This window comes from Acinetobacter sp. S40, from assembly GCF_016624705.1.
In the GTDB taxonomy this organism is placed as follows: Bacteria; Pseudomonadota; Gammaproteobacteria; order Pseudomonadales; family Moraxellaceae; genus Acinetobacter.
Genome location: NZ_JACVTU010000005.1, coordinates 149,287 through 175,175, shown reverse-complemented (window position 1 = coordinate 175,175; position 25,889 = coordinate 149,287). Strand labels below are relative to the sequence as shown.

26 protein-coding genes are annotated in these 25,889 nt (G+C 38.5%); 19 read left to right on the top strand and 7 right to left on the bottom strand.

The genetic code is table 11. From position 1 onward, the window contains the following. Nucleotides 1–76 precede the first annotated feature (76 nt). The 11 genes from IAE19_RS09245 (at nucleotide 77) to IAE19_RS09195 (ending at nucleotide 12,938) form a co-directional block, all read left to right on the top strand. Entirely contained in the window at nucleotides 77–688 is a 612-nt protein-coding gene (locus IAE19_RS09245; protein WP_200460648.1) for a hypothetical protein, read from the top strand. Nucleotides 689–945: 257 nt separating this feature from the next. Beyond that, nucleotides 946–1,164 (top strand): hypothetical protein, encoded by a 219-nt coding sequence (locus IAE19_RS16615; RefSeq protein WP_227612220.1) that lies wholly within the window; start codon nucleotides 946–948, stop codon nucleotides 1,162–1,164. A gap of 237 nt (nucleotides 1,165–1,401) precedes the next feature. Next, nucleotides 1,402–1,659: a hypothetical protein gene (locus tag IAE19_RS09235; RefSeq protein WP_200460647.1), complete on the top strand. Its 258-nt coding sequence runs from the start codon at nucleotides 1,402–1,404 to the stop codon at nucleotides 1,657–1,659. 454 nt (nucleotides 1,660–2,113) lie between these two features. Continuing rightward, nucleotides 2,114–3,052 carry a hypothetical protein gene (locus IAE19_RS09230; RefSeq protein ID WP_200460646.1) on the top strand — a complete coding sequence of 313 codons (939 nt, stop codon included), beginning with the start codon at nucleotides 2,114–2,116 and terminating at the stop codon, nucleotides 3,050–3,052. Between the two features lie 108 nt (nucleotides 3,053–3,160). Beyond that, nucleotides 3,161–4,099 (top strand): hypothetical protein, encoded by a 939-nt coding sequence (locus tag IAE19_RS09225; RefSeq protein WP_200460645.1) that lies wholly within the window; start codon nucleotides 3,161–3,163, stop codon nucleotides 4,097–4,099. Between the two features lie 681 nt (nucleotides 4,100–4,780). Next, on the top strand, nucleotides 4,781–6,370 hold the full coding sequence (locus IAE19_RS09220) for a peptide chain release factor 3 (RefSeq protein ID WP_200460644.1): 1,590 nt from the start codon (nucleotides 4,781–4,783) through the stop codon (nucleotides 6,368–6,370). A 76-nt stretch (nucleotides 6,371–6,446) separates the two neighbouring features. Next, on the top strand, nucleotides 6,447–7,265 hold the full coding sequence (locus tag IAE19_RS09215; protein WP_200460643.1) for a hypothetical protein: 819 nt from the start codon (nucleotides 6,447–6,449) through the stop codon (nucleotides 7,263–7,265). Nucleotides 7,266–7,352: 87 nt separating this feature from the next. After that, a complete protein-coding gene (locus IAE19_RS09210; protein WP_200460642.1) occupies nucleotides 7,353–8,348 on the top strand; it encodes an RsiV family protein in 996 nt (331 codons plus the stop codon). A 3-nt stretch (nucleotides 8,349–8,351) separates the two neighbouring features. Continuing rightward, nucleotides 8,352–9,173: a TatD family hydrolase gene (locus IAE19_RS09205; protein WP_200460641.1), complete on the top strand. Its 822-nt coding sequence runs from the start codon at nucleotides 8,352–8,354 to the stop codon at nucleotides 9,171–9,173. Between the two features lie 117 nt (nucleotides 9,174–9,290). Next, a complete protein-coding gene (gene acnA / locus IAE19_RS09200) occupies nucleotides 9,291–12,047 on the top strand; it encodes an aconitate hydratase AcnA (RefSeq protein ID WP_200460640.1) in 2,757 nt (918 codons plus the stop codon). A 120-nt stretch (nucleotides 12,048–12,167) separates the two neighbouring features. Beyond that, the gene (locus IAE19_RS09195) at nucleotides 12,168–12,938 is read left to right on the top strand and encodes a ThiF family adenylyltransferase (protein ID WP_200460639.1); all 771 of its coding nucleotides are present in this window, start codon (nucleotides 12,168–12,170) and stop codon (nucleotides 12,936–12,938) included. Between the two features lie 33 nt (nucleotides 12,939–12,971). On the opposite strand, the gene IAE19_RS09190 is transcribed toward IAE19_RS09195, so the two are convergent. The 3 genes from IAE19_RS09190 to dusA form a co-directional block, all read right to left on the bottom strand. Then, complete coding sequence (locus IAE19_RS09190) at nucleotides 12,972–13,451, bottom strand: hypothetical protein (protein ID WP_200460638.1); 480 nt, start codon at nucleotides 13,449–13,451, stop codon at nucleotides 12,972–12,974. 177 nt (nucleotides 13,452–13,628) lie between these two features. Next, entirely contained in the window at nucleotides 13,629–14,054 is a 426-nt protein-coding gene (locus IAE19_RS09185) for a hypothetical protein (protein ID WP_200460637.1), read from the bottom strand. 178 nt (nucleotides 14,055–14,232) lie between these two features. Continuing rightward, complete coding sequence (gene dusA / locus IAE19_RS09180) at nucleotides 14,233–15,237, bottom strand: tRNA dihydrouridine(20/20a) synthase DusA (protein ID WP_200460636.1); 1,005 nt, start codon at nucleotides 15,235–15,237, stop codon at nucleotides 14,233–14,235. A 203-nt stretch (nucleotides 15,238–15,440) separates the two neighbouring features. Here dusA and IAE19_RS09175 point away from each other — a divergent pair, with 203 nt between their 5' ends. Beyond that, a complete protein-coding gene (locus IAE19_RS09175; protein ID WP_200460635.1) occupies nucleotides 15,441–16,091 on the top strand; it encodes a hypothetical protein in 651 nt (216 codons plus the stop codon). Between the two features lie 2 nt (nucleotides 16,092–16,093). Here the strand turns inward: IAE19_RS09175 and IAE19_RS09170 are convergent, their stop codons facing one another. Next, on the bottom strand, nucleotides 16,094–17,287 hold the full coding sequence (locus IAE19_RS09170; RefSeq protein ID WP_200460634.1) for an MFS transporter: 1,194 nt from the start codon (nucleotides 17,285–17,287) through the stop codon (nucleotides 16,094–16,096). A 14-nt stretch (nucleotides 17,288–17,301) separates the two neighbouring features. Continuing rightward, complete coding sequence (locus IAE19_RS09165) at nucleotides 17,302–17,718, bottom strand: RidA family protein (RefSeq protein ID WP_200460633.1); 417 nt, start codon at nucleotides 17,716–17,718, stop codon at nucleotides 17,302–17,304. Nucleotides 17,719–17,791: 73 nt separating this feature from the next. Between IAE19_RS09165 and soxR the strand changes: the two genes are divergently transcribed. After that, nucleotides 17,792–18,277, top strand: coding sequence for a redox-sensitive transcriptional activator SoxR (gene soxR, locus IAE19_RS09160; protein WP_200460632.1), 486 nt, complete (start codon nucleotides 17,792–17,794; stop codon nucleotides 18,275–18,277). On the opposite strand, the gene IAE19_RS09155 is transcribed toward soxR, so the two are convergent. After that, entirely contained in the window at nucleotides 18,274–19,200 is a 927-nt protein-coding gene (locus IAE19_RS09155; protein WP_200460631.1) for a DMT family transporter, read from the bottom strand. The genes soxR and IAE19_RS09155 overlap by 4 nt on opposite strands. A gap of 239 nt (nucleotides 19,201–19,439) precedes the next feature. Here IAE19_RS09155 and IAE19_RS09150 point away from each other — a divergent pair, with 239 nt between their 5' ends. From IAE19_RS09150 to IAE19_RS09140, 3 genes are read left to right on the top strand one after another with little or no spacing between them, the layout of a single operon-like run. Beyond that, nucleotides 19,440–20,567 (top strand): Re/Si-specific NAD(P)(+) transhydrogenase subunit alpha, encoded by a 1,128-nt coding sequence (locus IAE19_RS09150; RefSeq protein ID WP_200460630.1) that lies wholly within the window; start codon nucleotides 19,440–19,442, stop codon nucleotides 20,565–20,567. Between the two features lie 11 nt (nucleotides 20,568–20,578). Then, on the top strand, nucleotides 20,579–20,893 hold the full coding sequence (locus tag IAE19_RS09145) for a proton-translocating transhydrogenase family protein (protein ID WP_200460629.1): 315 nt from the start codon (nucleotides 20,579–20,581) through the stop codon (nucleotides 20,891–20,893). A 12-nt stretch (nucleotides 20,894–20,905) separates the two neighbouring features. Further along, the gene (locus IAE19_RS09140) at nucleotides 20,906–22,360 is read left to right on the top strand and encodes an NAD(P)(+) transhydrogenase (Re/Si-specific) subunit beta (protein WP_200460628.1); all 1,455 of its coding nucleotides are present in this window, start codon (nucleotides 20,906–20,908) and stop codon (nucleotides 22,358–22,360) included. Nucleotides 22,361–22,448: 88 nt separating this feature from the next. On the opposite strand, the gene IAE19_RS09135 is transcribed toward IAE19_RS09140, so the two are convergent. Next, nucleotides 22,449–23,975 carry a fumarate hydratase gene (locus tag IAE19_RS09135; RefSeq protein WP_200460627.1) on the bottom strand — a complete coding sequence of 509 codons (1,527 nt, stop codon included), beginning with the start codon at nucleotides 23,973–23,975 and terminating at the stop codon, nucleotides 22,449–22,451. Between the two features lie 158 nt (nucleotides 23,976–24,133). On the opposite strand from IAE19_RS09135, the gene IAE19_RS09130 reads away from it, so the two are divergent. From IAE19_RS09130 to IAE19_RS09120, 3 genes are all read left to right on the top strand, one after another. Continuing rightward, entirely contained in the window at nucleotides 24,134–24,748 is a 615-nt protein-coding gene (locus tag IAE19_RS09130; RefSeq protein WP_200460626.1) for a class I SAM-dependent methyltransferase, read from the top strand. Between the two features lie 90 nt (nucleotides 24,749–24,838). Then, entirely contained in the window at nucleotides 24,839–25,459 is a 621-nt protein-coding gene (locus tag IAE19_RS09125; protein WP_200460625.1) for a M17 family peptidase N-terminal domain-containing protein, read from the top strand. Nucleotides 25,460–25,470: 11 nt separating this feature from the next. After that, on the top strand, nucleotides 25,471–25,854 hold the full coding sequence (locus IAE19_RS09120; protein WP_200460624.1) for a hypothetical protein: 384 nt from the start codon (nucleotides 25,471–25,473) through the stop codon (nucleotides 25,852–25,854). The last annotated feature ends 35 nt before the right edge of the window (nucleotides 25,855–25,889 follow it).

Here is a 25,889-nt window from a genome sequence, read left to right as displayed (position 1 = left end):
AATTATGTGAATCAGACATTTAGTTTGTTTAATGAGGTTGAGAAAGTGAGACCAAAAAAATTATTAAAGGTGGAAAATGAAAATAAAAAACTATAGACCATCAAAAGGTTTTACGTGGGCTTTATTTTTAGTCATTTTTACATCTTGGATAGTATTTAAATGCGTTCCTTTGACAGAAAAGGAGCAAGAAGGACAAATTAAGGTTTTGATGGAAGCTAAGAATAGAAGATTAGCTCAAGAGTTCGACTCATATACATCAGAAGATTTTTCTAGATTACCAAAATTTGACTCTCGCAAATATGCTCTATTAAAGCGTAATGGTCGTTTTTGGTTAATACCAAGAGAATATTATGCAGATAGTGGATTTAAAATCAGATGGCCTACAGATGTTAATAAATTATTGAAAAAAGAATGGAGAAATGATTCTGATAGAGATTATGCATTTAATGTATTTATGTATTCACCTCAATATTATGGTGATACGACAGATTACTGGGGGAGAGAAATTTATAATAATATATCCTGTCAACCAAAACCTTATGTTGGAAACTTTAAATGGAATGGTGTCCTTATAAGAATTTATGATTCTTACCATAGAAATATTAAAGATGAACGATATTTAGATGTTTGTCTAACTGCATTAAAAATTTTAAATGAAGAAATAAAGGAAATACATTATGTCAACTAAACTCAGCCAAGTACATATGGATCAAATTGCTGCAATGCGCATACAGGCAGAAAATAGTAGGTTAATTAATAAATTAAATTCAACTAAAGTTTAATTTCTTAATTAATTTATAACAAGGGGATAATATGAAAACAAAAAACTATAGACCATCAAAAGGTTTTATATAGGCTTTACTTCTAGTTATTTTTACAGCATGGCTTGTATATAAGTGCGTTCCTTTAACAGAAAAAAGACAGGAGCAAGCGATTAAAGGGGAAATGGATTATCAAAGACGTAAAGCTGCGGAAAATTTTGATAAATATACAGGTGAAGATATAGTCAGGCTACCAAAATTTGACTCTCGTAAATATGCTTTAATGAAACGTAATGGTCGTTTTTGGTTAATACCAAGAGAATATTATGGTGCTAATGGGCTTACTATCAGAGTTAGAGATATTGATAAGCTAATGAAAAAAAATGGAAAGATAATATTGTGATGGAAGATGGGTTTCGAGTTTTTATGTACTCATCTCAATATTATAATCGTAAAGCTGATTATTTGAGTAGCGATATGGCATGTAAGTCAGATACATTTAGGAAGCTTTTTAAGTGGAATGGAATTATTATTAATATTGATGCTAATACCTATTCGAAAAAAATTACAGATAATCAATATTTAGATGTTTGTTTAACTGCATTAAAAATTTTAAATGAACAAGTGAAGGAGATACACTATGTTAACTAAACTCAGCCAAGTACACATGGATCAAATTTCTACCTTACGTATACAGGTGCGAAATGGGCAAATTGGCTATTATGTTATTTATGCAACATTAGCCGATTTACTAAAAAGTGATTACGGCTATACATCTACAGATCCGACAGTATTGTGGTTACGTGACCCAATAAAAACCAATGTAGGATGTAGTTCGATATTTAATGAAGTAGAAAAAATTAGATCAAATATATTATTGTCAAAAAAATGTGATTAAATAAAAAATGATAGTAAATTACTTAAGTTTATTATTCTTAAGCATATTTGAACAGAAATAGAATGAAACTAATTAAATTAAATGTCTTTGTAATGCTCTATAAATTGCCTTATCAATTGGAAATTTTAAAGGAAAAAGTGTCCTTTTAGGAAAAATATTCTTTATTGGGTATGGAGAATTAACATGTAATAGTTCGAGATGGTTTTTAGCGAAGAAAATATGAAAATATTAAGCACATCAATATTTATGATACTATAAATCAAAATTTTTAATAAAAATGGCTTTATTCTTAATGGATTAATACATATAGTTAAATGATGTAAAAATAAGTATTTAAAGCGAATCAATAGTAACAAAGGAAAATTAAAATGAGTGCAATCCAAACGATATTTGAAATTTTATTATGGTGTTTTTATGGGAAATAAAAAATCAGAAGATTATTAGGAATAAATTAATGAAGCTATCACACAAGATTATTCTTGGTAGTATTTTGATATTACTGGCCTATTTAATCGTCAAATTTATTATTTGGAAGTATGAAGTATATAATGAAAGAAGAGGATATTGTACAGCAGAAGGGAAGTTTTTAAGTGATAAAGAAAAGTTAAAAAATATACGTGTGAATTTGATTGTTCATCATTTGCAAAGCCGATCTAAACATTATGATGACTATAATTTTAGCATTGTAGGAATATCAAAATATGATCTTTCAAATGAGGAAGAAGTCATCGATCTGATGACACAGGCTGATTTTAATAAATCGTGGAAAGAAAATTTGGGCATCATCGCAATCGGTTCAATTCCAGAATATATCGATAGACGTATATGCCTACGCGATCCTCGACGTTGTTATGACTTTAGTAAAGCTCGTAACGGTTTGCCGAGTTTGTGGAACGATGATAATAGCGTCAATATCGAATATCTAAGATCACTGCCTGAAAATTATTCAATAATAACGAGAGAAGGAAGTGGTGTTGACTTAGACATTTATCCATTATCTACACTACAACAGATCGATGCGAAGCACTACAGAATATCAAGGTATAGTATAAATCAGAGATGTTGTGATCAACAAGAAATCAAAAGACGAACCCCATTTGTAGGTAACAATCTTGTTAATAATAGCGACCCTGCGAAGACAGCAGCATACCGCCGTGGGGAAATTGGTATTACACCGGAGCCTGAATTACGTTTAGATCAAATTGATGGGGTAATAATTGATGACTTCTATGTATCAGATTTGTACGCTGATTCATTGTTAGATCAACCCCAGCAAGTACAAAAATATGGACTACTTTGGAGTGCAGGTGGTCTAAGAAAACCGGTGTATAAAAAAAATATGAAGCAAGAAATATCTATCACTGCCTGTGGCACCATTGTAGAAAAAAAGTAAATCAATTAATAGGAAAATTAAAATGAGTACAATCCAAACGATATTTGAAATTTTATTATGGTGTTTTTATGGAAAATAAAAAATCAGAAGATTATTAGGAATAAAGTAATGAAGCTATCACATAAGGTTATTCTTGTTAGTGTTTTGATATTACTAACCTATTTAGTCGTCGAATTTATTATTTTGCAGTATGAGGAATATAATGAAAGAAGAGGATATTGCACAGCAGAAGGGAAGTTTTTAAGTGATAAAGAAAAGTTAAAAAATATACGTGTGAATTTGATTGTTCATCATTTGCAAAGCCGATCTAAACATTATGATGACTATAATTTTAGCATTGTAGGAATATCAAAATATGATCTTTCAAATGAGGAAAAAGTCATCGATCTGATGACACAGGCTGATTTTAATAAATCGTGGAAAGAAAATTTGGGCATCATCGCAATCGGTTCAATTCCAGAATACATTGGTAGACGTGAATGTCTACGTGACCGTCAACGTTGTTATATTAATCAATCTAATAAGGGTTTTGTGACATTATGGAGCGATGATAACAGCATCAATATCGAATATCTAAGATCACTGCCTGAAAATTATTCAATAATAACGAGAGAAGGAAGTGGCGTTAACTTAGATATTTATCCATTATCTACACTGCAACAGATCGATGCCAAGCACTACAAAATATCAAGGTATAGTATAAATCAGAGATGTTGTGATCAACAAGAAATCAAAAGATGGACCCCATTTGTAGGTAACAATCTTACGAATATTAGTAGGCATCCAGAAAAATATGCAGCCTATCGTCGTGGGGAAATTGGTATTACACCGGAGCCTGAATTACGTTTAGATCAAATTGATGGGGTAATAATCGATGACTTCTATGTATCAGATTTATACGCTGATTCATTGTTAGATCAACCTCAGCAAGTACAAAAATATGGACTACTTTGGAGTGCAGGTGGTCTAAGAAAACCGGTGTATAAAAAAAATATGAAGCAAGAAATATCTATCACTGCCTGTGGCACCATTGTAGAAAAAAAGTAAATTAATTAATAGGAAAATAACATGAGTACCATTCCAAATATATATCAAATCATTAGTTATTATTTATATTGTGAAATAACCAAACCTGAGGATGCACCAGATGACTGAAGAAGATGACACACCTTAATCCTGATAATATGGAATCCAATTTTGCTAATACTCTTGTTAAAAGTTTAATTTAATAGAACCAAAGAGCTCATTAAGATTTAAGATATTTTTCAGGCGAGTAGAGATCAGACTAATTTTGCACCCTTATCTAGAGTTTATTTTACAAATGATTTTCTATACGATTTAAAGTTCTTTAACGACCGATCAAGCCACGGTACAAGAGGGTGATCATGTTTAACATTTGATTTTTTTGGGGGGCAGAGAAAATATAATTTAACATAATCAATGTGTTTACTAGGCTTATCTCATGGCGCAACCTTTTCGCAGAATTATCTTAATCCTTGCAATAAAAGCTAACTTTATTGAGCGTCCTTTTCCAGATAAACCAAAGCATCCTAAATAGAGGCACAGATTAAAAGATAAGTATTTTTTAGGGCTTTTGGCTAAATTTAGACCTATCAACAATCACTAAAATCTTATCTAAATCTGCTACAATTGCGCCAATTTTAGCTTTTCTTACATCTGCGTAATAAATATTGTTATCGCAAAGATGTTCAATATGAAGATTTATACATGTTTAAAGATCAATTAGCGCAAGAAGTGAATGCGCGTAGAACCTTTGCCATCATTTCCCACCCCGATGCGGGTAAAACCACCATGACAGAGAAACTCCTGTTATGGGGTAAGGCAATTCAGGTTGCAGGTATGGTGAAAAGCCGTAAATCTGACCGTGCGGCAACTTCTGACTGGATGGAAATGGAAAAAGAACGCGGAATTTCCATTACTACTTCCGTAATGCAGTTCCCTTATAAAAAACACACTATCAACTTACTGGATACGCCAGGACACGAAGATTTCTCGGAAGATACCTATCGTACTTTAACGGCGGTTGATTCAGCACTTATGGTAATTGATGGTGCGAAAGGGGTGGAGGAACGTACTATTAAATTGATGGAAGTGTGTCGTATGCGCGATACTCCCATCATTTCTTTCGTCAACAAAATGGACCGTGAAATTCGTGAGCCTCTAGAACTTCTGGATGAAATTGAAAGCGTTTTGAATATTCGTTGTGTCCCAATCACATGGCCATTGGGTATGGGGCGTGATTTTGCAGGTGTCTACAATATTCTTGAAGACAAACTGTATGTTTATAAGGCGGGTTTTGGTTCTACCATTACCGACATTGACGTGCGTGATGGTTATGACTATGCAGATATTCGTGAAAAAGTCGGTGAATTGGCTTGGGCTTCATTTGAAGAGTCACTAGAATTGGTACAAATGGCCAATGAACCTTTGGATCGTGATTTATTCCTACAAGGTAAACAAACACCTGTGCTTTTTGGTACTGCTTTAGGTAACTTTGCAGTCGATCATGTACTCGATACATTTATTCAATGGGCCCCTGAACCTAAAGCCCATCCGACTCAGGAACGTACGGTTGAAGCGACTGAAGAAGGTTTTAGTGGTTTTGTCTTTAAAATTCAGGCCAATATGGACCCTAAACATCGTGACCGTATTGCCTTTATGCGTATTTGCTCAGGTAAGTATGAAAAAGGTCTAAAGATGAATCATGTACGTTTGGGTAAAGAAGTGCGTATTTCTGATGCATTGACTTTTCTTGCAGGTGAGCGTGAACATTTAGAAGAGGCTTGGCCGGGGGATATTATCGGTTTACATAATCACGGTACGATTCAGATTGGAGACACCTTTACTAGTGGTGAAAAGTTGCATTTCACAGGGATTCCACACTTTGCTCCTGAAATGTTCCGTAGAGTTCGTTTGCGTGATCCACTCAAGTCTAAACAGTTGCAAAAAGGTTTAAAAGAGTTGTCTGAAGAAGGCGCAACACAAGTCTTTATGCCACAAAACAGCAATGATTTAATCGTGGGTGCTGTGGGTGTCCTGCAGTTTGATGTTGTGGCGTATCGCTTAAAAGAAGAGTACAAGGTCGATTGTATTTATGAGCCTGTTAACATCCATACTGTGCGCTGGATTTATTGTGATGACGATAAAAAACTCAATGATTTTAAGAAAAAAGCCCACGATCAACTGTCACTGGATGGTGGGGGGCATTTGACTTATCTGGCGCCAAGTCGTGTGAACCTGCAAATTATGCAGGAGCGCTGGCCTGATATTGAGTTCCGTAATACACGAGAACACTAAATTGACTTAAACAGCTTCTTTCGGGAAGCTGTTTTTTATTTTAAAGTAGACGTTTGGATTGGTTTGGGAAAGCATCATGCAGATGACAAAACAGCTCTTGCTGGTCGGTTTAATCGGGACATTGTCCATGCTGGGTGCTTGTACAAAAAATAAAAATGATCAAACACCTGAACATGAAAAACCAGCGCTAGCACAAGAAAAAACAGAGATTTTACCTTATCTTGATATTCAGGAAAGTAAAGCTAAATATGCCTTGCCTTTTTGTGAAAAGAAAAACTGTATTGATATTGATTTACAAAGTATTCAGACCAAGGACAGTTGGTTAAATGGATGGGTTGAGCAAAAGTTGGCTTATGTGGTGCAGGCTCAAGTGGGGCAAAATCAGAAAATAAATTTGCAAAACGCCATTAATGCCTATATTGCCAAATCAGATACATGGCAAGATCAATATTCGAGAAATCAGGCCTATGAATTACATATGACAACGCGGATTGCATCACAGCGCAATGAATATGTGTTATTACAAATTGGATTAAACTCCAAGCAAGAAGAAGTGACGGTAAAAGATCGTTACTATTTCTTTGTGGCTGATCGTAAAAGGCAAAAAGAAGTCAATATATTGGATATATTACAGAAAAATCAGCAAACCAATATGAACCAGATTGTACAGGATCATTATCAAAAATGGTTAAAGCAGCAGTCTTCGGACGTACAGGCTGAAGCTCCAGAAAAACTGTATTGGGGACAGGCAGACTGGTTTTTCGATAGTGAAGGTATTGGGCTGCATTATCGTGCGAACCAAATTAGCAAGCAGGCTGGTCAATTTGATATTTATTTATCAACAGCACAAACCAAAGCAGTGTTACAGCCCGAAATTTATCACAAAATGTTTTAATCTGTATTGAAATTTAGACAACACTGGTCAAGTATGATCAAGTTACATTAGCATGAATTGAAAATTATTTTTTGTTAGGCAATCACGATGTTGCAATCTAAAGGCTCTATGTTTTCATCTCCACAAAAAAAACAACCTAACGTAAAACTTGTTTTGACCATTGCCGTCAGCATGTTGTTACTGACTGCGTGCCAACCCAAGTCTAAACCTGAAGATGCTAATCAAAAGCAGAATGCGGCCTCAGAAGTGCAACCACAGGTTTTGGCAATAGATGGTTCAGCCGTGCGTTTAAAAGTGAATTTGCCCGAATGTTCTGGTAATAATTGTCCAGAATTTGTCGTAGAGCGATTGCAGAGTAATTTTCCATTTATTGATCAAATTATTGATCAGGAAATTTTAAAGAACTTAAAACAGATTCTTGATATTTCTACGATTAATCAAAATGAACACACTGCTTCTGCCCCAGAGACAGATCAGAAAAATTTGCATGAAAATGCCTCTAGTTCTGAGCCATTAGCTGCCGATCAGAAAATGCAGCAACAAATCGAACCCTATGTTCAATCTTTTGTAGAGCTAGATAAAGAACTAAAAGCTTTGAGTGCTAATCATCAGATTAATATCATGATTAAACCGTCGATCTTAAAATCGCAAGAACCAATCGCAACGGTTGTCTTAAATACCAGTAGTTATCTTGGGGGGGCGCATGGTTCATCGGCACAACAATATTATAATTTTGATCTGAAACAGCAAAAGCAAGTACAGCTCAATGATTTGCTATTGCCAAATCAAAGAAAAGCATTGGAAGCTAAAGCACATGAGGCCTTCAAAGTGTGGGTGACAGATTCTAAACTTGCCGATAATGTTAATGAATATGAGCAGGCATGGAAATTTAAGCTCTCAGATAATTTCTTGCTAGGGGAGAAAGGTTTGATTCTGCAATATGCTGAATATGAAATTGGACCTTACTCAGCGGGCTTGCCACGTTTAATGATCCCATTTGATCAACTGTCTGGTATTTTAAAACCTGAATATGTGCCACATATTCAGGCTGCCTCTGAACCAGCGACTAAATCACAGAGTTAAGTGATGCGTTTTCCTTTGTTTGATACGCATACGCATTTTGATGTGCCAGATTTTGATCATGATCGAAATCAATTGGCGCATCAAGCCAAAGCAGTGGGTGTGGAAAGACTAATTTTGATTGGTTTTACTGAGTCCAGATTTTCAGATTTAATGAAAATCCAGCATGAATTAAACCAATTGCAGGATGCGCCCATCAGCTATTTGGCTCCCGGTTTGCATCCTTTTTATATCGAACAGCATTTGCCCGCGCATCTTGAACGACTTGAACAAATCTTAAAACAACAATCTTGTATTGCGATCGGGGAAATTGGTTTAGACACTTTTTTGCCGCAGCATAAACAGGCGGATATTTATCAAAAGCAAAAGCAATATTTTATTCATCAGTTGAATTTAGCTAAACAATATGACAAACCTGTACTGTTACATATCCGTAAAGCACATGCGGATGTATTACATATTTTAAAACACCAGCATTTTAAGTTGGGTGGTATTGCCCACGCTTTTAGTGGGGGAATTGAAGAAGCCAAAGCATTTATTCAATTGGGGTTCAAGCTAGGGATTACAGGACAAATTACAAATCCAAATGCCAAAAAATTACATCGAGTGATCACTGAATTTGGACTTGAGCATTTGGTGTTAGAAACGGACTGTCCAGATATGACACCTTTATGTTGTCAAGAATCAACAGAATATCGAACCCGAAATACACCCGTGAACTTACCTTTTGTGTTACAGAGTTTAGCCACAAGTTTAGGAATGAATGAAGAAACTGTGGCAGCAAAAGTATGGGAAAATTCATTGAATGCACTGAAGCTAGTTCAATAAAAAACAAGCTCATTCAAAAGTATAACCAAAAGAAAACATACCGACTTTAAAAGTGGCATAAAGTAAAAGGAGCCAATGAAACTTTAAAAGAACATAGCCAAACCGGAGGATAGCCGTATGGCCAGCTACAGCAAAATCAATAGTTTTAATGCGTTAAAAACACTCAATGTCGGTTCAGCTCAATATCAGATTTTTAGTTTGCAACAAGCCAATCCTCAGTTGGGTGATATTCAGAAGCTTCCCAAATCTTTAAAAGTATTATTAGAAAATTTATTACGTTTTGAAGACGATAAAACCGTGACAGCTGCGCATATTCATGCACTGGTGGAATGGCAAAAGACCAAAACATCGGATCAGGAAATTCAATATCGTCCAGCGCGAGTACTGATGCAAGATTTTACCGGTGTTCCTGCCGTGGTTGATTTAGCAGCGATGCGCGCTGCAATGGCAAAGGCGGGTGGAGATCCAGAGAAAATTAACCCGCTTTCTCCTGTTGATCTGGTGATTGATCATTCGGTAATGGTCGACCATTTTGCAAATGATCGTGCATTTGAGGAAAACGTTGAAATTGAAATGCAGCGCAATGGGGAACGTTATCAATTTTTACGTTGGGGACAGTCTGCATTTAATAATTTTAGTGTTGTACCACCAGGAACGGGAATTTGCCATCAGGTCAATCTGGAATATTTAGCACAAGCTGTATGGACGGGAGATGAACAGGGACAAACTTTTGCATTTCCGGATACGTTGGTGGGAACCGACTCGCATACAACAATGATTAATGGATTAGGTGTATTGGGTTGGGGTGTAGGTGGAATTGAAGCTGAAGCCGCCATGTTGGGGCAACCGATTTCGATGCTAATTCCAGAGGTTATCGGGTTTAAACTTACAGGAAAATTAAAAGAAGGAATTACCGCAACAGATTTAGTTCTCACAATTACTCAAATGTTGCGTCAAAAAGGTGTGGTGGGTAAGTTCGTTGAATTCTACGGGGACGGTTTGGCCGACTTGCCTTTGGCAGATCGGGCAACGATTGCCAATATGGCTCCTGAATATGGTGCAACTTGTGGTTTCTTTCCAATCGATGAAATTACACTTGAATATATGCGTCTGACAGGACGTAAAGCTGAACGTATTGCTCTAGTTGAGGCTTATAGTAAAGAGCAAGGTTTATGGCGACATGCGGGGGATGAACCTGTTTTTACTGATACTTTAACCTTGGATATGGCGACTGTTGAAGCCAGTCTGGCTGGGCCAAAACGTCCGCAGGATCGTGTGGTCTTGGCTAAAGTCCCTGAAACTTTTCAGGCTGTGATGGATTTGACTTTAAAAGCAGCGAAACCTGAAAAAGAACGTCTTGAAAATGAAGGTGGCGGTGGTACGGCAGTCGATGCGGAAAAAGCCAATCTTCCAAATGAAGCAGCCAGTTGTTCTATTGAAGGTAAAACGTATACGCTGAATCATGGAGATGTGGTGATTTCAGCAATTACTTCATGTACAAATACCTCTAACCCAAGTGTCATGTTAGCAGCGGGTTTATTGGCTAAAAAAGCGATTGAAAAAGGCTTACAACGTAAACCATGGGTAAAAAGTTCTTTGGCACCAGGTTCTAAAGTTGTGACCGATTATCTAGCTGCTGCGGGTTTAACACCGTATTTGGATGAGTTGGGTTATAACCTTGTCGGGTACGGTTGTACCACCTGTATTGGGAATTCTGGACCATTACCAGATCCAATTGAAGAAGCGATTCAATGCGCTGATTTAAACGTTGCATCGGTACTTTCAGGTAACCGAAACTTTGAAGGGCGTGTGCATCCATTGGTCAAAACCAATTGGTTGGCTTCTCCTCCATTGGTTGTGGCTTATGGTCTGGCAGGTACGATTCGTAAGGATTTAACCTCCGAACCGTTGGGGCAGGGTAAAAATGGTCAGGATATTTATTTAAAAGATATCTGGCCAACAAATGCAGAAATTGCAGAAGTTTTGCAAAAAGTAAATACAGAAATGTTCCATAAGGAATATGCCGCTGTGTTTGAAGGAGATGAAAGCTGGAAATCGATTCAAATTCCTCAAAGTAAAACCTATGAGTGGGCAGATGATTCAACTTATATTCGTCACCCGCCATTTTTTGATGGAATTGATCAGCCACCTGAAGCCATTACTAACATTGATTCAGCATCAATTTTAGCGATATTGGGTGATTCTGTGACGACTGACCACATTTCTCCAGCTGGTAATATTAAAAAAGACAGTCCAGCGGGTCGTTATTTGCAAGAACATGGTATTGCACCTCAAGACTTTAATTCCTATGGTTCGCGTCGTGGTAATCATGAAGTAATGATGCGTGGGACATTTGCCAATATTCGTATTAAAAATGAAATGCTTGGTGGCGAAGAAGGTGGTAATACCCTTTATATTCCAACAGGTGAAAAACTGGCGATTTACGATGCAGCGATGCGTTATAAAGACGACAAAACGCCTTTAGTGATTATTGCCGGTAAAGAATATGGCACGGGATCATCTCGTGACTGGGCGGCAAAAGGAACCAATCTTTTGGGTGTGAAAGCTGTAATTGCTGAAAGCTTTGAACGAATTCATCGTTCGAATCTAGTCGGTATGGGCGTGTTACCCCTTCAGTTTATTGATGGGCAAAATCGTCAAACCTTAAATCTAACAGGCACAGAACAACTATCAATTTCAGGACTTTCAGATGATATCCAGCCCCATCAAACACTAGACATCACGGTTAAACGTGAAGATGGTACAACCGATACATTTAAAGTGTTATGTCGTATTGATACATTAAATGAAGTGGAATATTTCAAGGCAGGTGGTATTTTGCACTATGTACTACGTAATTTGATTGCAGCATAAACATCCCTCTCGTTAAAACGCCTTCTTCTTGGGATGAGGGCGTTTGTCAAATTCAGGCACTAACATTCTTAAATTAAACCAAGTAAAATAGCGTGCCTAAAAAATGTGAAACTTGATGTAATGACTGATCTTCAAACCGATGAATATGACCGCCGTTTTGCAGGTGTCGCCAAAATTTATGGTGATGATGCGTTTCTTCATTATGAAAAAAGTCATGTCATGGTGATTGGAATTGGTGGCGTGGGCAGTTGGGCAGTTGAGGCTTTGGCACGCACAGGAATTGGTCAACTAACATTGGTGGATATGGATGTGTTGGCAGCATCTAATATCAATCGTCAATTACCCGCATTATCTTCAACTTTGGGCCAAGAAAAAGCGCAAGTAATGGCAGAACGTTGTCGTCAGATTAATCCACGTATTCAAGTCAATGTGATTGATGATTTTCTTTCGCCTGAAAATGTCGCTGAAATACTTATGTCAAAACCTGATGTGGTTCTGGATTGTATTGATGACGTCAAAGCTAAATTGGCCCTTATGTTACATTGCCGCTTTAACAAACTTACTTTAATTGTATCGGGCGGTGCTGGCGGAAAAATTGATCCGCTTAAGATCCGTGTGGCTGATTTATCTAAAACTGAACAAGATCCGATGTTGGCAAAATTGCGTAGTCAATTACGAGCCCAAGGTATTTGTAAAAAACCAAAGGAAAAATTTGGTATTACCTGTATTTATTCTATTGATAACCCTTTCTCTAGTGCGGATGTTTGCGCTGCGGCTGGTTTGCGCTGCGGGGGATATGGTTCTGCTGTAATCGTAACTTCTAGCTTTGGTATGATTGCGGTAGCTGAAGTATTGAAAAAACTGGACATGAAAAAAACGAAGCTTAAATAAGCTTCGTTTCGAGTTACGTTATAAGGTTTTAAATTATAAAGGACGATAATAAGTATAAGTTACATTGCGATCTTTATACACATCATAACTTTGCTGCTTAAAATCAGAAATCCACTGACTGCCGCTATAACCTGCAATATGCCCATAGATATGATTTGGCGTGCGTTTGATAATATAAATATCACCTTTTTGTGGATGATCAAACTCTGGCTGAATTTGTCGATAACCAATTTTGGTCAGAGTATCTCCCCAGTCAGACGCTGCAATGGGATGAGTCACGATTTTAGCCCCCGCAGACTGCAAGGCTATGCGAACACTTTTGGCACACTTAGCTGTACTGTAGCTACCGCTGATACTTTTTAACTTCGCAATAAATTTATGAATATCAATTTGGCTACGTGAACCATCTGATGAAAAAGAAAAAGGCGCTGATCTTTCCTTGTTTTCAGTCACACTTATCTGAGGGGCATTCTGTGTTTGATAACTATCTGCTAATTGTCCGTCATAAATCATCGTTCAAACTCGTTCTTACATCATTCACACATATCAATAACAATGTATTTGCTTGGCTGAGTGATGCTATCCTCTGAACCTTAAAAAGTGTTTTAAGAAATGTAATAATATTTCACAACTTTGAAACATTTATAAAAATATATTGATTTATCATCTAATTATCAATGCATTTGTTGGTTAAATTTTATTAGGATAATATCGAATAATACGTGATTCTGCTAAATTTTTATTTTTAAACCGATCATATAAATCAAAACAAATAGGTTGATTGCTATTTAGTCGGGGTAAATTTTGATCAAAAAGAAAATAACGAATATAGCCAGATTGATCCATCGAAATGGCAATACGTTCAAAGCTTTTACTATGTTTTGTTAAGTAAGAACGATATTGTTTAACCACCCCACATTCTTTGCTCAGAATCAGTTCTGAAGAAGGTTGAAGGCATCTCGACAAAAATAGCATTGCAAATCCAGGCAATACACTTAAATAGGAGATCTTTTTTTGCTCAGAAATGCTTCTATTTCTATCAATAAAATACATATGAACAATAATAGGTAAAAATAAAGAAAGTATTAAGCCCAGAATGAAGAAAAAATTGCTCATGATTTTGATATCTTTATTGTTATACGCATTAAAAAGTGATTTTAAATGATTTTTAATGCGTATTTAATTTATTTTAGGTGTTAAATCTCATCAAATGTTAATGTTAAAAACATACTTGAATAGTCATATAAAAACTCAGCCTTTTTGTGAAATGATACTCTAAAAAGACTGAATTCTTTTAAATAAGCTGTTCTTGCTGATATTCTTCTGAGCGTTGAAGGGCTTCGTGAATATTGGATAATGCGTGTTCAATATCGCTTAATGATTTAGCATTACCACCACTCAAAGCCTGTCGCCATTTTCGTGCACCCGGAAGATTTTGAAATAAACCTAAAATATGTCGGGTGATAATTGAAAGAGGTGCACCCTCAGCCAAACGTTGTTCGATATAGGGTAGCATTTGTTGCATGATCTCAAAACGATCAGGTGCTACTAAATTCCATATTTGGCCTATTTCAGCCAATAAATAAGGATTATGGTAGGCTTCGCGGCCAATCATCACGCCATCGACATATTGTAAATGGTGCTGTGTTTCTGCAAAAGTTTTGATACCGCCGTTAATTTCAATGGTTAAATGTGGACGTTCGCGTTTTAAACGGTACACGTCTTCATAGCGTAACGGAGGGACTTCACGGTTTTCTTTAGGCGATAAACCTTGCAAAATAGCAATGCGGGCATGCACGACAAAATGACTACAACCCGTGGCAGCGATTGTATCTACAAAATGCAGCATTTCTTCATAAGATTGCATTTCGTCAATACCGATACGATGTTTGACTGTCACTGGAATAGAAACAGTTTTTTGCATTTGATCAATACATTCAGCAACGAGATCGGGTTCGGCCATTAGACAAGCGCCGATTTTATTGTTTTGAACACGGTCACTTGGACATCCGACATTCAGATTGACTTCAACATAGCCCCAGTCCTCCGCCATTTTTGTGCAGGTTGCCAGATCTTGAGGATTTGATCCACCGAGTTGTAAAACCAGTGGATGTTCTTGCGAATTAAAGTCCAAATGGCGTTTTGCATCCCCATGAATAATCGCCCCTGTAGTCACCATTTCAGTGTAGAGCACTACATTTGGATTAAATAGCCGAGCGAAGAAACGATAGTCTTTTGTAGTCCAATCCATCATCGGTGCAACCGAAATGCGTGGTGTTAACGATAAAATTGAAGACATGTCCGTACCCAAAGCATGCTAAAGCGAAAGTGTTGCAGTATACTTTTTTTTGGCAAATGACCCTAGCAAAAAATAAGCAGATTCCGTCTTGGTGTTATCTTCCCAAAATTTAAAATGACTATGAAGACAAAAATATTGAAACACATGTGAACTTCAAGCTAAGGTTAAGTTTGTGAAACATAATGACAATAAAAGGAATAACTATGTTTGTATTTGAAGAAGTTTTTAAGGAAAAGCGGTCATCACTTTCTCCAGAATTGGATTTGAGATTACAACGAGCTTTGAGTTGGGTTAAACAAGCCGGTCAAATCCTGCATGAACTAGAGGCAAAACTGCTCTATAACTGGATTGCCTTGAATACTCTATATATCCAGGATATCGAATTAAATTATTCACAGCAGTTACAGCAATTGTTTCTACTCTTGAACCGATTAGTCGATTTGGATCATGAGGGCAAAATTATGCGTACTCTTACTTCCAAACTAAACTCAGCCATGCAACCTTTTTTAGAAAGCCCTTATTTGTCTTATCATTTTTGGCAGTTTCAACATCAGAAACTTAATGAAGCCGAATGGCAACAATATCGATTACAAGAAAAAACTCAACTCAAAAATGCAATACAGCAATCCAGTGAGGCAGAAATTCTCAATTTCATTTTTTCACGGATTGCCATGTTGCAAACGCAGATGAATTCTGGAGGCATGATGAATCAAAGTCAGATTTTTCGCCAATTGATTGATTCTGCTTGCCAGATTTTGACTGCATTATTACCTGTTTTTATGCATATTATGCTGGAAAACGGCCAAGACTTTGATGGGCGTGTCCAGTTTTTTCCAATTGTTCAATTTTCCTGAAATCAAACTTTTTGCTTTTTTTGAGGAAAATAGACGCGATCGATGAATGCAAACAATGCAGCAAAAATTGTAAGCCCTAATCCAGCGCTACAGGTCATGACCCACCCGCCATGTCGCCAGGCAAAGATACCAATGGCCGAACCACTAGCCGCCCCAGCAAAATATAAAGTCATATAAATGGCATTTAAGCGGGATTTAGCATCGGGGCGTAAATTAAAAATAATATTCTGATTGCTCGTATGAATCAGTGCTAGTCCCCAGTTAATAAGGCCGAACCCAATCACATAAAAAATAAGGGAGATTTTGGCAAAGAAAAAAGATGTCCAACTGATGACCAGTAATAAACAACCCGCCCAAGTCAGTGTAAGAGTGTAACCGCGATCGGCCAGTTTTCCTGCATAAGACGTTGATAATGCACCAAATACCCCAATCAGGCTGATAATGCCGATCATAAAGTCTTTTAAATTAAATGGCGGGGAAGATAATAAAAGAGCCATTGTAGAAAATAAGGTACTCATCGAAGCGAAAGCACAAGCACCAACCAAAGCACGTAGAATCAAACGTTTTTCTTCAATCAGCAAATAGCGCATAGAGTTGAAAATTTGCGCATAATTTAATTGAAAACGCATGACATAAGGTAATCTGCCTTTAAGTAAATAAGCGATGAAGAACATCAGTACTGCGCTGAGCAAATAAATTACTTTCCAGTGAAATAAATTTGATAACAACCCAGCTAAACTGGTTGAAAGCAAAATACCGACCAGTAAACCACTCATTAAGAAGCCAACGACTTCACCTATTTTTTCGGGTTTCACGGCCATCGTCGCCAAAGGAATAAGCACTTGTGCAGCCACTGAAAAAAGTCCTGCCATGATAGTTCCGACCCATAACATCTGGAGGTTAACTGCAAAACCACAGAGCAATAAACCGATACCAGCCAAAAACATTAAGAGTGGAATGAACTTGGTTTTATTAACGACATCGCCTAAAGGAACAATAAATAACAAGCCAAGTGCATAAGAAACTTGGGCAAAGGTCACGGTAAGTGCCGCTTGAGCTTCTGGTATTGCAAAATCAGCCTGTATGGAATGAATTAATGGCTGACAATAATAATTCGCGCCGGCACACAGGCCACAGGCAATTGCCATCAACCATAGCAGGGCTTTATTTTGGCTGATGTCAGAGTTGTGTTGCATGTTTTGCTCTCTTATTAATTTAGATAGGCTGTTGCTTCAACTTCAAAAAGCATATTGGGTATTGCAAGCCGTGAAACCGGGATGAGTGTGCAAGCTGGAAATTTTTGGTCAGGCCAAAGTTGTCGCATGGTCTGAACCAAAATATGGTGTTTATCTTCATCATGATGAACGATAAGGACACGTAACATGGCAATATTTTGAAGCGTGGCATCTACACTGTCTAATGCTATTTTTAAATTATAAAATGCCTGCAAGACTTGTCTTGAAAAATCTTTTGATAAATTGCCTTGACGGTTTTCACCACCCTGACCTGCAATATGTATGATACGTCGAAAATGTTGCACTTCAACCACATGACTATATCCAAATGGCTGGGGATTATACAAATTTTCAGGATTTATAATGTTTAGATGCGATGTTTGCTGTGACATTCAGGATATTCTCAATACAAAATAAACATTATGCTAGTATCAAAGCTCAAGTTAACTTGAGGTCAAGAGTACAATGCAAAAAAATCATATTAAGCAGCTAATTAGTATTGGGGAGCTGGCAACACGTAGTGGTGTTAGTGTTGCAACTTTACGTTTTTATGAAGAAAAGCAATTGATTTGGAGTATCCGAACCAATGGTAATCAGCGACGTTATTTGAGAGCAATGCTAAGACGTGTCGCGATTATTAAAATTGCACAAGTTGTTGGAATGCGTTTAGAAGAAATTAAACAAGCTTTTGCTGTACTACCTCAGGATCAAATTGCTTCTAAACAAGATTGGCAAAATATGTCTAAGCTCTGGAAAGCACAGCTTGATGACAAAATATTGACATTGTTGCAATTAAGGCAACAATTGGATTGGTGTATTGGTTGTGGTTGCCTTTCGATGCAACAATGTCCGCTGCGTAATCCCGATGATTATCTTGCCGAACAATCTTCTGGCGCCCATTTTCAGCACATTTTGCTCGCATTAGATCAGTTTGATCAAACAGAAATTTAATGTTTAAGTCTATTTTTGCTTAAGCTAATCATGAGTACCCCAATAATATTCAGGATACAACCTAACCATTGCCATGTGTTTAAGTGTTCACCTAAAAATGCAACTGCCAATAAAATCGTCAGGATAGGTCCAATTGAAGCAATCATGGCAGATTGAGAGGCGCCCAAACGTTGAATACTCTGCATTAATAATACAGTGGGTAAAACAGTGACAAAGAATCCAAGCCCCAATCCATACCACCATACATTGAGTGGTAATTGTTGTAAGAGTTGGAATGGTTGCGCCGTTTCTATAAAAAAATGCAGTAACGTTCCAGCACAGGCAACGCTAAGGGCAAGACCAGTGAAATTCCACGAACCAAATTTTTGAATTAATGGAGGTGTCATTAATAAATATGCAGCAAATGCTACAGCACTGGCAAAAACCAGACTGACGCCAAGCCAAAAACCGCCCTGAATTGGTGCAATATTGTACTCTTGTAACATCACCAAAACCGTCCCTCCATAACTCAAAAAAATGGCAAACCAACTTTTTGCATTTATTTTTTGACGATAAATCAAACTTGAAGCGAGAACGGTGAGAGTGGGATATAAAAATAAAATAATCCGCTCTAAGGACGCGCTGATATACATCAACCCTTTAAAATCTAGCCAACTGGCAAAGTAGTAGCCTAATAGCCCAGCTAAAACTAAAACCAGCCAATTTTTCTTGCTGATACCCTGATTATGATGCCGATTCAACCAGCAAATGATAAGGAAAAATGGTAACGCGCTTCCCATACGTAATGCCATTAGGACAGTTGCATCGACCAATGGTGAGAGTGCATACGTTTGTTTAATAAAGATTGCTTTGGTACTAAACAGAAATGCGGCACAGAGTGCAAATAAAGAACCGACCTGTGTTGCAGATAGAAAACGTTTCATTAAAAAGCCATGTTGGAGGGCATCGTTTGCCTCAAATTTAAGGCAAAACCGATGAATTATATATTGGTAAAAATTAAACGTGAATCATTAGTTCAAAATATAGGTATTTATTAAATAAATAATGGGTAGCATTTTCTAAAAGTTTGCTTAAAATCCAAAAATTCAACAAGAACACACTCTGGGGGAAACGTCGTTTACAACGATGTTTACACTTAAGGAACTTAGCTTGAGGAACGCTCATGCAGATCGGAATCCCAACTGAAACGGTCGCGGGTGAAAATCGTGTCGCCGCGACACCTGAGACAGTAAAAAAGTTGATTAGCGCTGGCCACAGCGTAGTCATTGAACGTGGAGCAGGGGTAAAAGCTGCCTATATCGACAGTGCCTATGAACAGGTTGGTGCGACCATCAAGGATGATGCCTATCAGGGCAGCCAATTGCTTTTGAAAGTTCGCGCACCACAAGGTGAGGAAATTCAAAAACTATCAGCCAATACAACTGTTGTGGCAATGTTTGACCCATATCGTAATCCAGATCTGGATAAGTTTGCGAGTCAAAACGTGTCTGCATTTGCGTTAGAGCTATTACCACGAACCTTGTCACGCGCACAAAATATGGATGTTTTATCCTCTCAGGCTAACTTGGCGGGGTATAAGTCTGTATTGTTAGCAGCGGCTGAATATCAACGTATGTTCCCTATGCTAATGACCGCGGCAGGTACAGTAAAGCCAGCACGTGTTGTGATTATGGGCGTAGGTGTTGCTGGGCTTCAAGCGATTGCAACTGCGAAACGTCTGGGTGCTGTAGTGGAAGCTACGGATTTGCGTCCGACTGCAAAAGATCAGGTTGAGTCTTTGGGCGGTAAATGGTTAGACGTCCCAATGTCAACAGAAGAACAAGCTCGTGCTGATGAAGCCGCTAAAAATGGTTATGGCTGGATGCCGGGCGAACAATACATCAAGGATCAAGCTGCCATTGTTGATAAAGCTGTATCCAATGCGGATATCGTGATTACCACTGCTTTATTGCCTGGTCGTGATGCACCACGTCTAATTAAAGCTGAAACAGTTGCCAAAATGAAACCAGGTTCAGTCATTCTGGATATGGCAGTTGAAACTGGCGGAAATGTTGAAGGCTCTAAAGTAGGTGAAACGGTATTCACTGAAAATGGCGTGAAAATTTTGGGGGTTCCAAATATCCCATCGACACTTTCGACAGAAGCTTCTGCCCTTTATGCGCGTAATGTCTTTAATTTTGTTGAGACATTATTTGATGCCGATAAGAATTTCTCAGTTAATCCAGAAGAAGAAATTCAAAAAGCCCTGTTGGTCACTCATGGCGGTCAAGTACTGCTCAAACGTGGTTAAGGAGATCTCTCATGGTTGAAACGATTACAATTTTCGTCCTTGCCATCTTCGTAGGTTATTACGTGGTTTGGGGCGTTACGCCTGCATTGCATACGCCATTAATGGCAGTAACCAATGCATTATCTTCGATCATTATTGTAGGTGCGATGATTCAGACCGTAGGTCTGCCAATGATCGGGGTCGAAGGTAATGTGGATTTTCAAACAATTAATGTCGTGAGTGTACTTGGCACGATTGCAGTGTTCTTGGCCAGTATTAATATTTTTGGTGGTTTCGCAGTGACTGCGCGCATGCTGGAAATGTTTAAGCCAAAGCAAAAGAAATAAGGGGACTGAAACATGGAATTTATTCGAGCGAATGCAGAGTGGTTCTACCTCGTTGGTGCTGTCCTGTTTATTATGACGCTTCGTGGCTTATCTGGCCCTAAAACTGCTATTTCGGGTAACCGTTATGGCATGATTGGTATGGCGATTGCAGTTTTAACTACCTTCTTTGTTGCAGATCATCCTGTGGTTTGGATGATCGTGGGTGCAATGGTGCTGGGAGCGATTGTCGGAATTGTACGTGCACGTACCGTACCTATGACTCAAATGCCTGAAACAGTTGCTTTGATGCACTCTTTGGTCGGTTTGGCTGCGGTATTGATTGCGATTGCTGCGATTTTGCACAATAACCAATTGAATGTGCTATTTGAACAAAACGAAACGGCTTTGACTGCTGCGGGTGTTCAACATGCACATATGAGTCCAGTGCATTTATTTGAATTGTTTGTAGGTTGCTTTGTAGGTGCGATTACCTTTACGGCATCTGTTTTTGCTTACGGTAAATTAGCCGCAAAAAAATGGGCAAAAACTATATCTGGCGCATGGGTTAAACCGGTTCAGGCAATCATCTTCCTTGCGATGTTGGCTTGTGGTTTCTACTTCTTCTCGACTGGCAACATGACTGCATTCTGGGCGATGACTATTCTTGCGCTTGCTTTCGGCTGGGTGTGGATTGCACCCGTTGGCGGTGGCGATATGCCAGTTGTGGTTTCATTGCTTAACTCATTCTCAGGATGGGCTGCTGCTGGCATTGGTTTTACCCTTGAAAATAACATGTTGATTGTTGCAGGTTCATTGGTAGGTTCATCCGGTGCAATTCTGTCTTACATTATGTGTAAAGCCATGAACCGTAACATCATCAATGTTTTATTTGGTGGGGCGATGGGTGGCACTGCTGTTGCGAGTGCGGCTAAAGGTGAGCAAGTTCAGCGGAACTACCGTTCAGGTTCGGCGGATGACGCAGGCTTCCTGATGTCAAATGCAGACAGTGTGGTGATTGTACCTGGTTATGGTATGGCTCAAGGCCGTGCGCAAAATGCCGTGAAAGAATTGTGTGAAATCCTAAAAGAACAAGGCGTAAAAGTCCGTTTTGCGATTCACCCCGTTGCTGGTCGTATGCCGGGTCACATGAACGTACTCTTGGCAGAAGCTGACGTTGCTTATGAAGATATTCTGGAAATGGATGAAATTAACTCTGATTTCCCAGCGACTGACGTGGTTTTAGTTATCGGTGCGAATGACGTAGTGAACCCTGCGGCAAAAGATGATCCAAGTTCTCCAATTTACGGTATGCCAATCTTGGAAGCCCATAAAGCACGCACGATTATGGTGATCAAGCGTTCTATGGCAACCGGTTATGCAGGTTTGGATAATGACTTGTTCTATAATGAAAAAACCATGATGGTATTTGGTGATGCCAAGAAAGTTGTGGAAGATATGACCAAAGCCATTAATGGTAGTGGTCACTGATCTATCTTGATTTAAAAGAACCGCCTTCGGGTGGTTTTTTTATAGGTATAAAAAAACACCCCGAAAGGTGCTTTTCTTATCTTACTTTTTAGACTGCCGCAGCGTCCGTTACTGGAATTTTTCCAATTTTGGCTTGCCAGATTTTTGGAGCAATCGCATGAATCGAAGTACCATTCACATCGACAGCGACTGAAACAGGCATATCTTCGACTACAAATTTATAAATCGCTTCCATTCCCAAATCTGCAAATGCAACGACCTCAGCTTCACGAACCGCTTTAGAAACAAGATAAGCTGCACCACCTACTGCCATGAGATACGTTGCTTTGTTATCTCTAATCGCTTCAATAGCAGTTGGGCCACGATCCGCTTTACCAATCATGCCAAATAAGCCTGTATGTTCAAGCACCTTACGTGTAAATTTGTCCATACGTGTTGCTGTTGTTGGGCCTGCAGGACCAACCACTTCATCCCCCACTGGATCAACTGGTCCAACGTAATAGATAAATTTACCTTTAAGATCAACAGGTAATTCTTCACCATTGTCGATCATATCCACCATACGTTTGTGCGCCGCATCACGACCTGTATACATGGTGCCACTGAGCAATAGAGTATCGCCAGGTTGCCATGAATTCATTTCTTCTTGAGTAATCGTATCTAAATTTACGCGTTTAGATTTAGATGCATCCCAAGTCACAGCAGGATAATCTTCAAGTTTTGGGGCTTGAATATGAGCAACACCAGAACCATCAAGCTGGAAATGTGCATGACGAGTTGCGGCGCAGTTTGGAATCATGCCCACAGGTTTGCCTGCTGCATGACAAGGATAATCCTTGATTTTAATATCCAATACTGTGGTTAAACCACCTAGACCTTGCGCGCCAATTCCGAGCGCGTTGACTTTTTCAAAGATCTCGATACGAAGTTCTTCCATCTTGCTTTGAGGGCCACGACGGAGTAATTCGTCCATGTTGATTTCTTCCATCAATGCCTCTTTTGCAAGCATCATGGCTTTCTCGGCAGTACCACCGATACCAATACCAAGCATGCCTGGTGGACACCAGCCTGCACCCATTGTTGGAACTGTTTTGAGTACCCAGTCAACAATCGAGTCAGATGGGTTTAACATAGCTAGTTTTGATTTATTTTCAGAGCCGCCACCTTTGGCTGCCACTGTAATATCAACTTTATTACCTGGAACAAGTTTATAGTGAATGACAGCAGGCGTGTTGTCTTTGGTGTTTTTACGACCAAACGCAGGATCGGCTAAAACAGAAGCGCGTAGTACGTTTGAGTTTTCTAAATAACCCTGACGAACACCTTCGTTAATGGCATCATCTAAGCTCATGCTTAAATCAAATTTAACGTCTAATCCCACTTCAAGGAAAACGTTGACGATCCCTGTATCCTGACAGATCGGGCGATGACCTTCTGCACACATACGTGAGTTAATCAAAATTTGTGCAATTGCATCTTTAGCAGCTTGGTTTTCTTCACGATCATAAGCGCGACTCATCGCTTGAATAAAGTCTTGCGGGTGATAGTAAGAAATGAATTGAAGGGCATCCTTGACCGAAGTGATCAAGTCATCTTGTTTGATAATAGTGGTCATATCAAAAATCTCTTGAGCGGGCAGTTAGCTAGCGGCAGAGATTATATGACAAAATGGACTTGCTGTGGGCGGTTTTGCTGAGATTTTGGTCGAAGGTCTAAGCTATTTAAAATAGATCTATCAAGCCTTTAATAACATTGGGAATATAAGGAAAATAAATGAATCAGTCACATTTGGCTCAAAATATTATCCAGATTTATCAAAAATATGGGCGTGACTGGACTCAGCTTCGGGGCGAATACCTCTATGAAAAAGTCTGGCTGGATCGTTTTTTGGAGTTATTGCCCGTGTCTGCAGCAGTTTTGGATTTAGGCTGCGGTTCTGGTAAACCCATTGCTGCATATCTTATAGAAAATAGTTGCCAAGTGACTGGAGTGGACCGTTCAGAGGTCATGCTGGAAATGGCGCAGCAAAGCTTTCCTGAACAGACATGGATCAATGCCGATATTCGTTATTTTGATTCCGAGCAAAAGTTTGATGGTATTTTGGCGTGGGATAGTTTTTTTCATCTAACTCCAGAAGATCAACATCACATGTTTAGAAAATTTTCAGCACATGCCAAGTCTGGGACAGCATTAATGTTCACTAGCGGGCCGAGTCACGGTGAAGCGATTGGAGAGATGTTTGGTGAACCCTTGTACCATGCCAGTTTAGATGTTGCAGAATATCAAGCATTGTTGAAACAATATGGATTTGAGGTGGTGAAAATGATCGTCGAAGACTTTGAATGTACAGGCCATACAATATGGCTCTCACAGAAAATGCGACCTTAATTGAAGCTATACAAAACTATGGCGTGATCTCAACAAAGCGGTTTTAAAAAACGAGTAAATTGACACAAAGATTAGTCAAGAAGAAAGAATGTGACTCAAGATATTAAGCGGAAAACTATTGGGACGTATAAAAAATTAAAGATTGAAATTGTCACTTGGGATGGGGTAACAGCAGAAGTAGATTTATCTTGTGGTTGCCTATTTCATCATGAAATAAATGGTATGACCATGCAAGGCGGTCTAGCTGATTTGGATCACGCCCTTGATGGAAAGATCCATACCATTCGTGATAAAAATCTATTTGATGCAACTCGTTTTGATCATCTTTTATTAAATCAATCGCAGACTTCTATTTATGCACCTCAAGTATTGCTCATAGGCATGGGTGATCCCGAAGAATGGACACTTGAACATACTGCCAAAGCCGTACAAATTGCCTATAAAGTAGGAAATTCACTCGGCGTAAGTCGTGTGGCCTTTGCACCGAGTTTACTGGATACAGGATTGAAACCTGAAGGGGACTTGGGCGGACATTTATTGCAAGCGGTGATTCAAGCCCACCATGCATATATACAAATGGAACAACTGGGATTGGTAAAAAAAGCGACTATACAAAACTGGATTTTTGACGCTGGAGATCATCAATTTGATGAAAAAGCTGAACATTATATTCAAGCATTTCAACAGCTCATTTTGAATCATGAAAAATAAAAAGGTGATTTATGACTATAACTCAAACATTAAAGTTACGAGAGTTAGCGATTGTTGACGAAAATGATCAAACCCGAATTCAATTGACGGTAAAAAGTAATGTTCCGTCTATCGAGTTTTTAAATGAACGTGGTGAAGTATCAATACAAATAATACTTGGTGAAGAGGGTTATCCCTCTATTCAACTACTTCCTATTTCAGACCAATTACTTAATGTAAAACTTGAGATGGATTCTAAAGGCGCTCATTTGAAATTTGATCATGAGCAAGGTTCTTCATGCTATGTATTTTTAAATAATGTTGGAACGTCTGGAATGGTGATGCTGGATGCAAAAAAACAACGTCGATTTACCGCTTCTGTTACTGCCCAAGGTGATTTACATCTTGAGCCTTAAGTCTCTATGCTTAAATCTCTATGCTTAAATCAACC

Coding starts and splice junctions, on each gene's coding strand:
- IAE19_RS09170 (WP_200460634.1), bottom strand. CDS start 17,287: ATGCAACACAACTCTGACATCAGCCAAAATAAAGCCCTGCTATGGTTG.
- IAE19_RS09145 (WP_200460629.1), top strand. CDS start 20,579: ATGGTTGAAACGATTACAATTTTCGTCCTTGCCATCTTCGTAGGTTAT.
- IAE19_RS09235 (WP_200460647.1), top strand. CDS start 1,402: ATGTTAACTAAACTCAGCCAAGTACACATGGATCAAATTTCTACCTTA.
- IAE19_RS09225 (WP_200460645.1), top strand. CDS start 3,161: ATGAAGCTATCACATAAGGTTATTCTTGTTAGTGTTTTGATATTACTA.
- IAE19_RS09230 (WP_200460646.1), top strand. CDS start 2,114: ATGAAGCTATCACACAAGATTATTCTTGGTAGTATTTTGATATTACTG.
- soxR (WP_200460632.1), top strand. CDS start 17,792: ATGCAAAAAAATCATATTAAGCAGCTAATTAGTATTGGGGAGCTGGCA.
- IAE19_RS09135 (WP_200460627.1), bottom strand. CDS start 23,975: ATGACCACTATTATCAAACAAGATGACTTGATCACTTCGGTCAAGGAT.
- IAE19_RS09195 (WP_200460639.1), top strand. CDS start 12,168: ATGACTGATCTTCAAACCGATGAATATGACCGCCGTTTTGCAGGTGTC.
- IAE19_RS09190 (WP_200460638.1), bottom strand. CDS start 13,451: ATGATTTATGACGGACAATTAGCAGATAGTTATCAAACACAGAATGCC.
- IAE19_RS09165 (WP_200460633.1), bottom strand. CDS start 17,718: ATGTCACAGCAAACATCGCATCTAAACATTATAAATCCTGAAAATTTG.
- IAE19_RS09185 (WP_200460637.1), bottom strand. CDS start 14,054: ATGAGCAATTTTTTCTTCATTCTGGGCTTAATACTTTCTTTATTTTTA.
- dusA (WP_200460636.1), bottom strand. CDS start 15,237: ATGTCTTCAATTTTATCGTTAACACCACGCATTTCGGTTGCACCGATG.
- IAE19_RS09120 (WP_200460624.1), top strand. CDS start 25,471: ATGACTATAACTCAAACATTAAAGTTACGAGAGTTAGCGATTGTTGAC.
- IAE19_RS09205 (WP_200460641.1), top strand. CDS start 8,352: ATGCGTTTTCCTTTGTTTGATACGCATACGCATTTTGATGTGCCAGAT.
- IAE19_RS09140 (WP_200460628.1), top strand. CDS start 20,906: ATGGAATTTATTCGAGCGAATGCAGAGTGGTTCTACCTCGTTGGTGCT.
- IAE19_RS09175 (WP_200460635.1), top strand. CDS start 15,441: ATGTTTGTATTTGAAGAAGTTTTTAAGGAAAAGCGGTCATCACTTTCT.
- acnA (WP_200460640.1), top strand. CDS start 9,291: ATGGCCAGCTACAGCAAAATCAATAGTTTTAATGCGTTAAAAACACTC.
- IAE19_RS09210 (WP_200460642.1), top strand. CDS start 7,353: ATGTTGCAATCTAAAGGCTCTATGTTTTCATCTCCACAAAAAAAACAA.
- IAE19_RS09215 (WP_200460643.1), top strand. CDS start 6,447: ATGCAGATGACAAAACAGCTCTTGCTGGTCGGTTTAATCGGGACATTG.
- IAE19_RS09130 (WP_200460626.1), top strand. CDS start 24,134: ATGAATCAGTCACATTTGGCTCAAAATATTATCCAGATTTATCAAAAA.
- IAE19_RS09245 (WP_200460648.1), top strand. CDS start 77: ATGAAAATAAAAAACTATAGACCATCAAAAGGTTTTACGTGGGCTTTA.
- IAE19_RS09220 (WP_200460644.1), top strand. CDS start 4,781: ATGTTTAAAGATCAATTAGCGCAAGAAGTGAATGCGCGTAGAACCTTT.
- IAE19_RS09150 (WP_200460630.1), top strand. CDS start 19,440: ATGCAGATCGGAATCCCAACTGAAACGGTCGCGGGTGAAAATCGTGTC.
- IAE19_RS09155 (WP_200460631.1), bottom strand. CDS start 19,200: ATGAAACGTTTTCTATCTGCAACACAGGTCGGTTCTTTATTTGCACTC.
- IAE19_RS16615 (WP_227612220.1), top strand. CDS start 946: ATGGATTATCAAAGACGTAAAGCTGCGGAAAATTTTGATAAATATACA.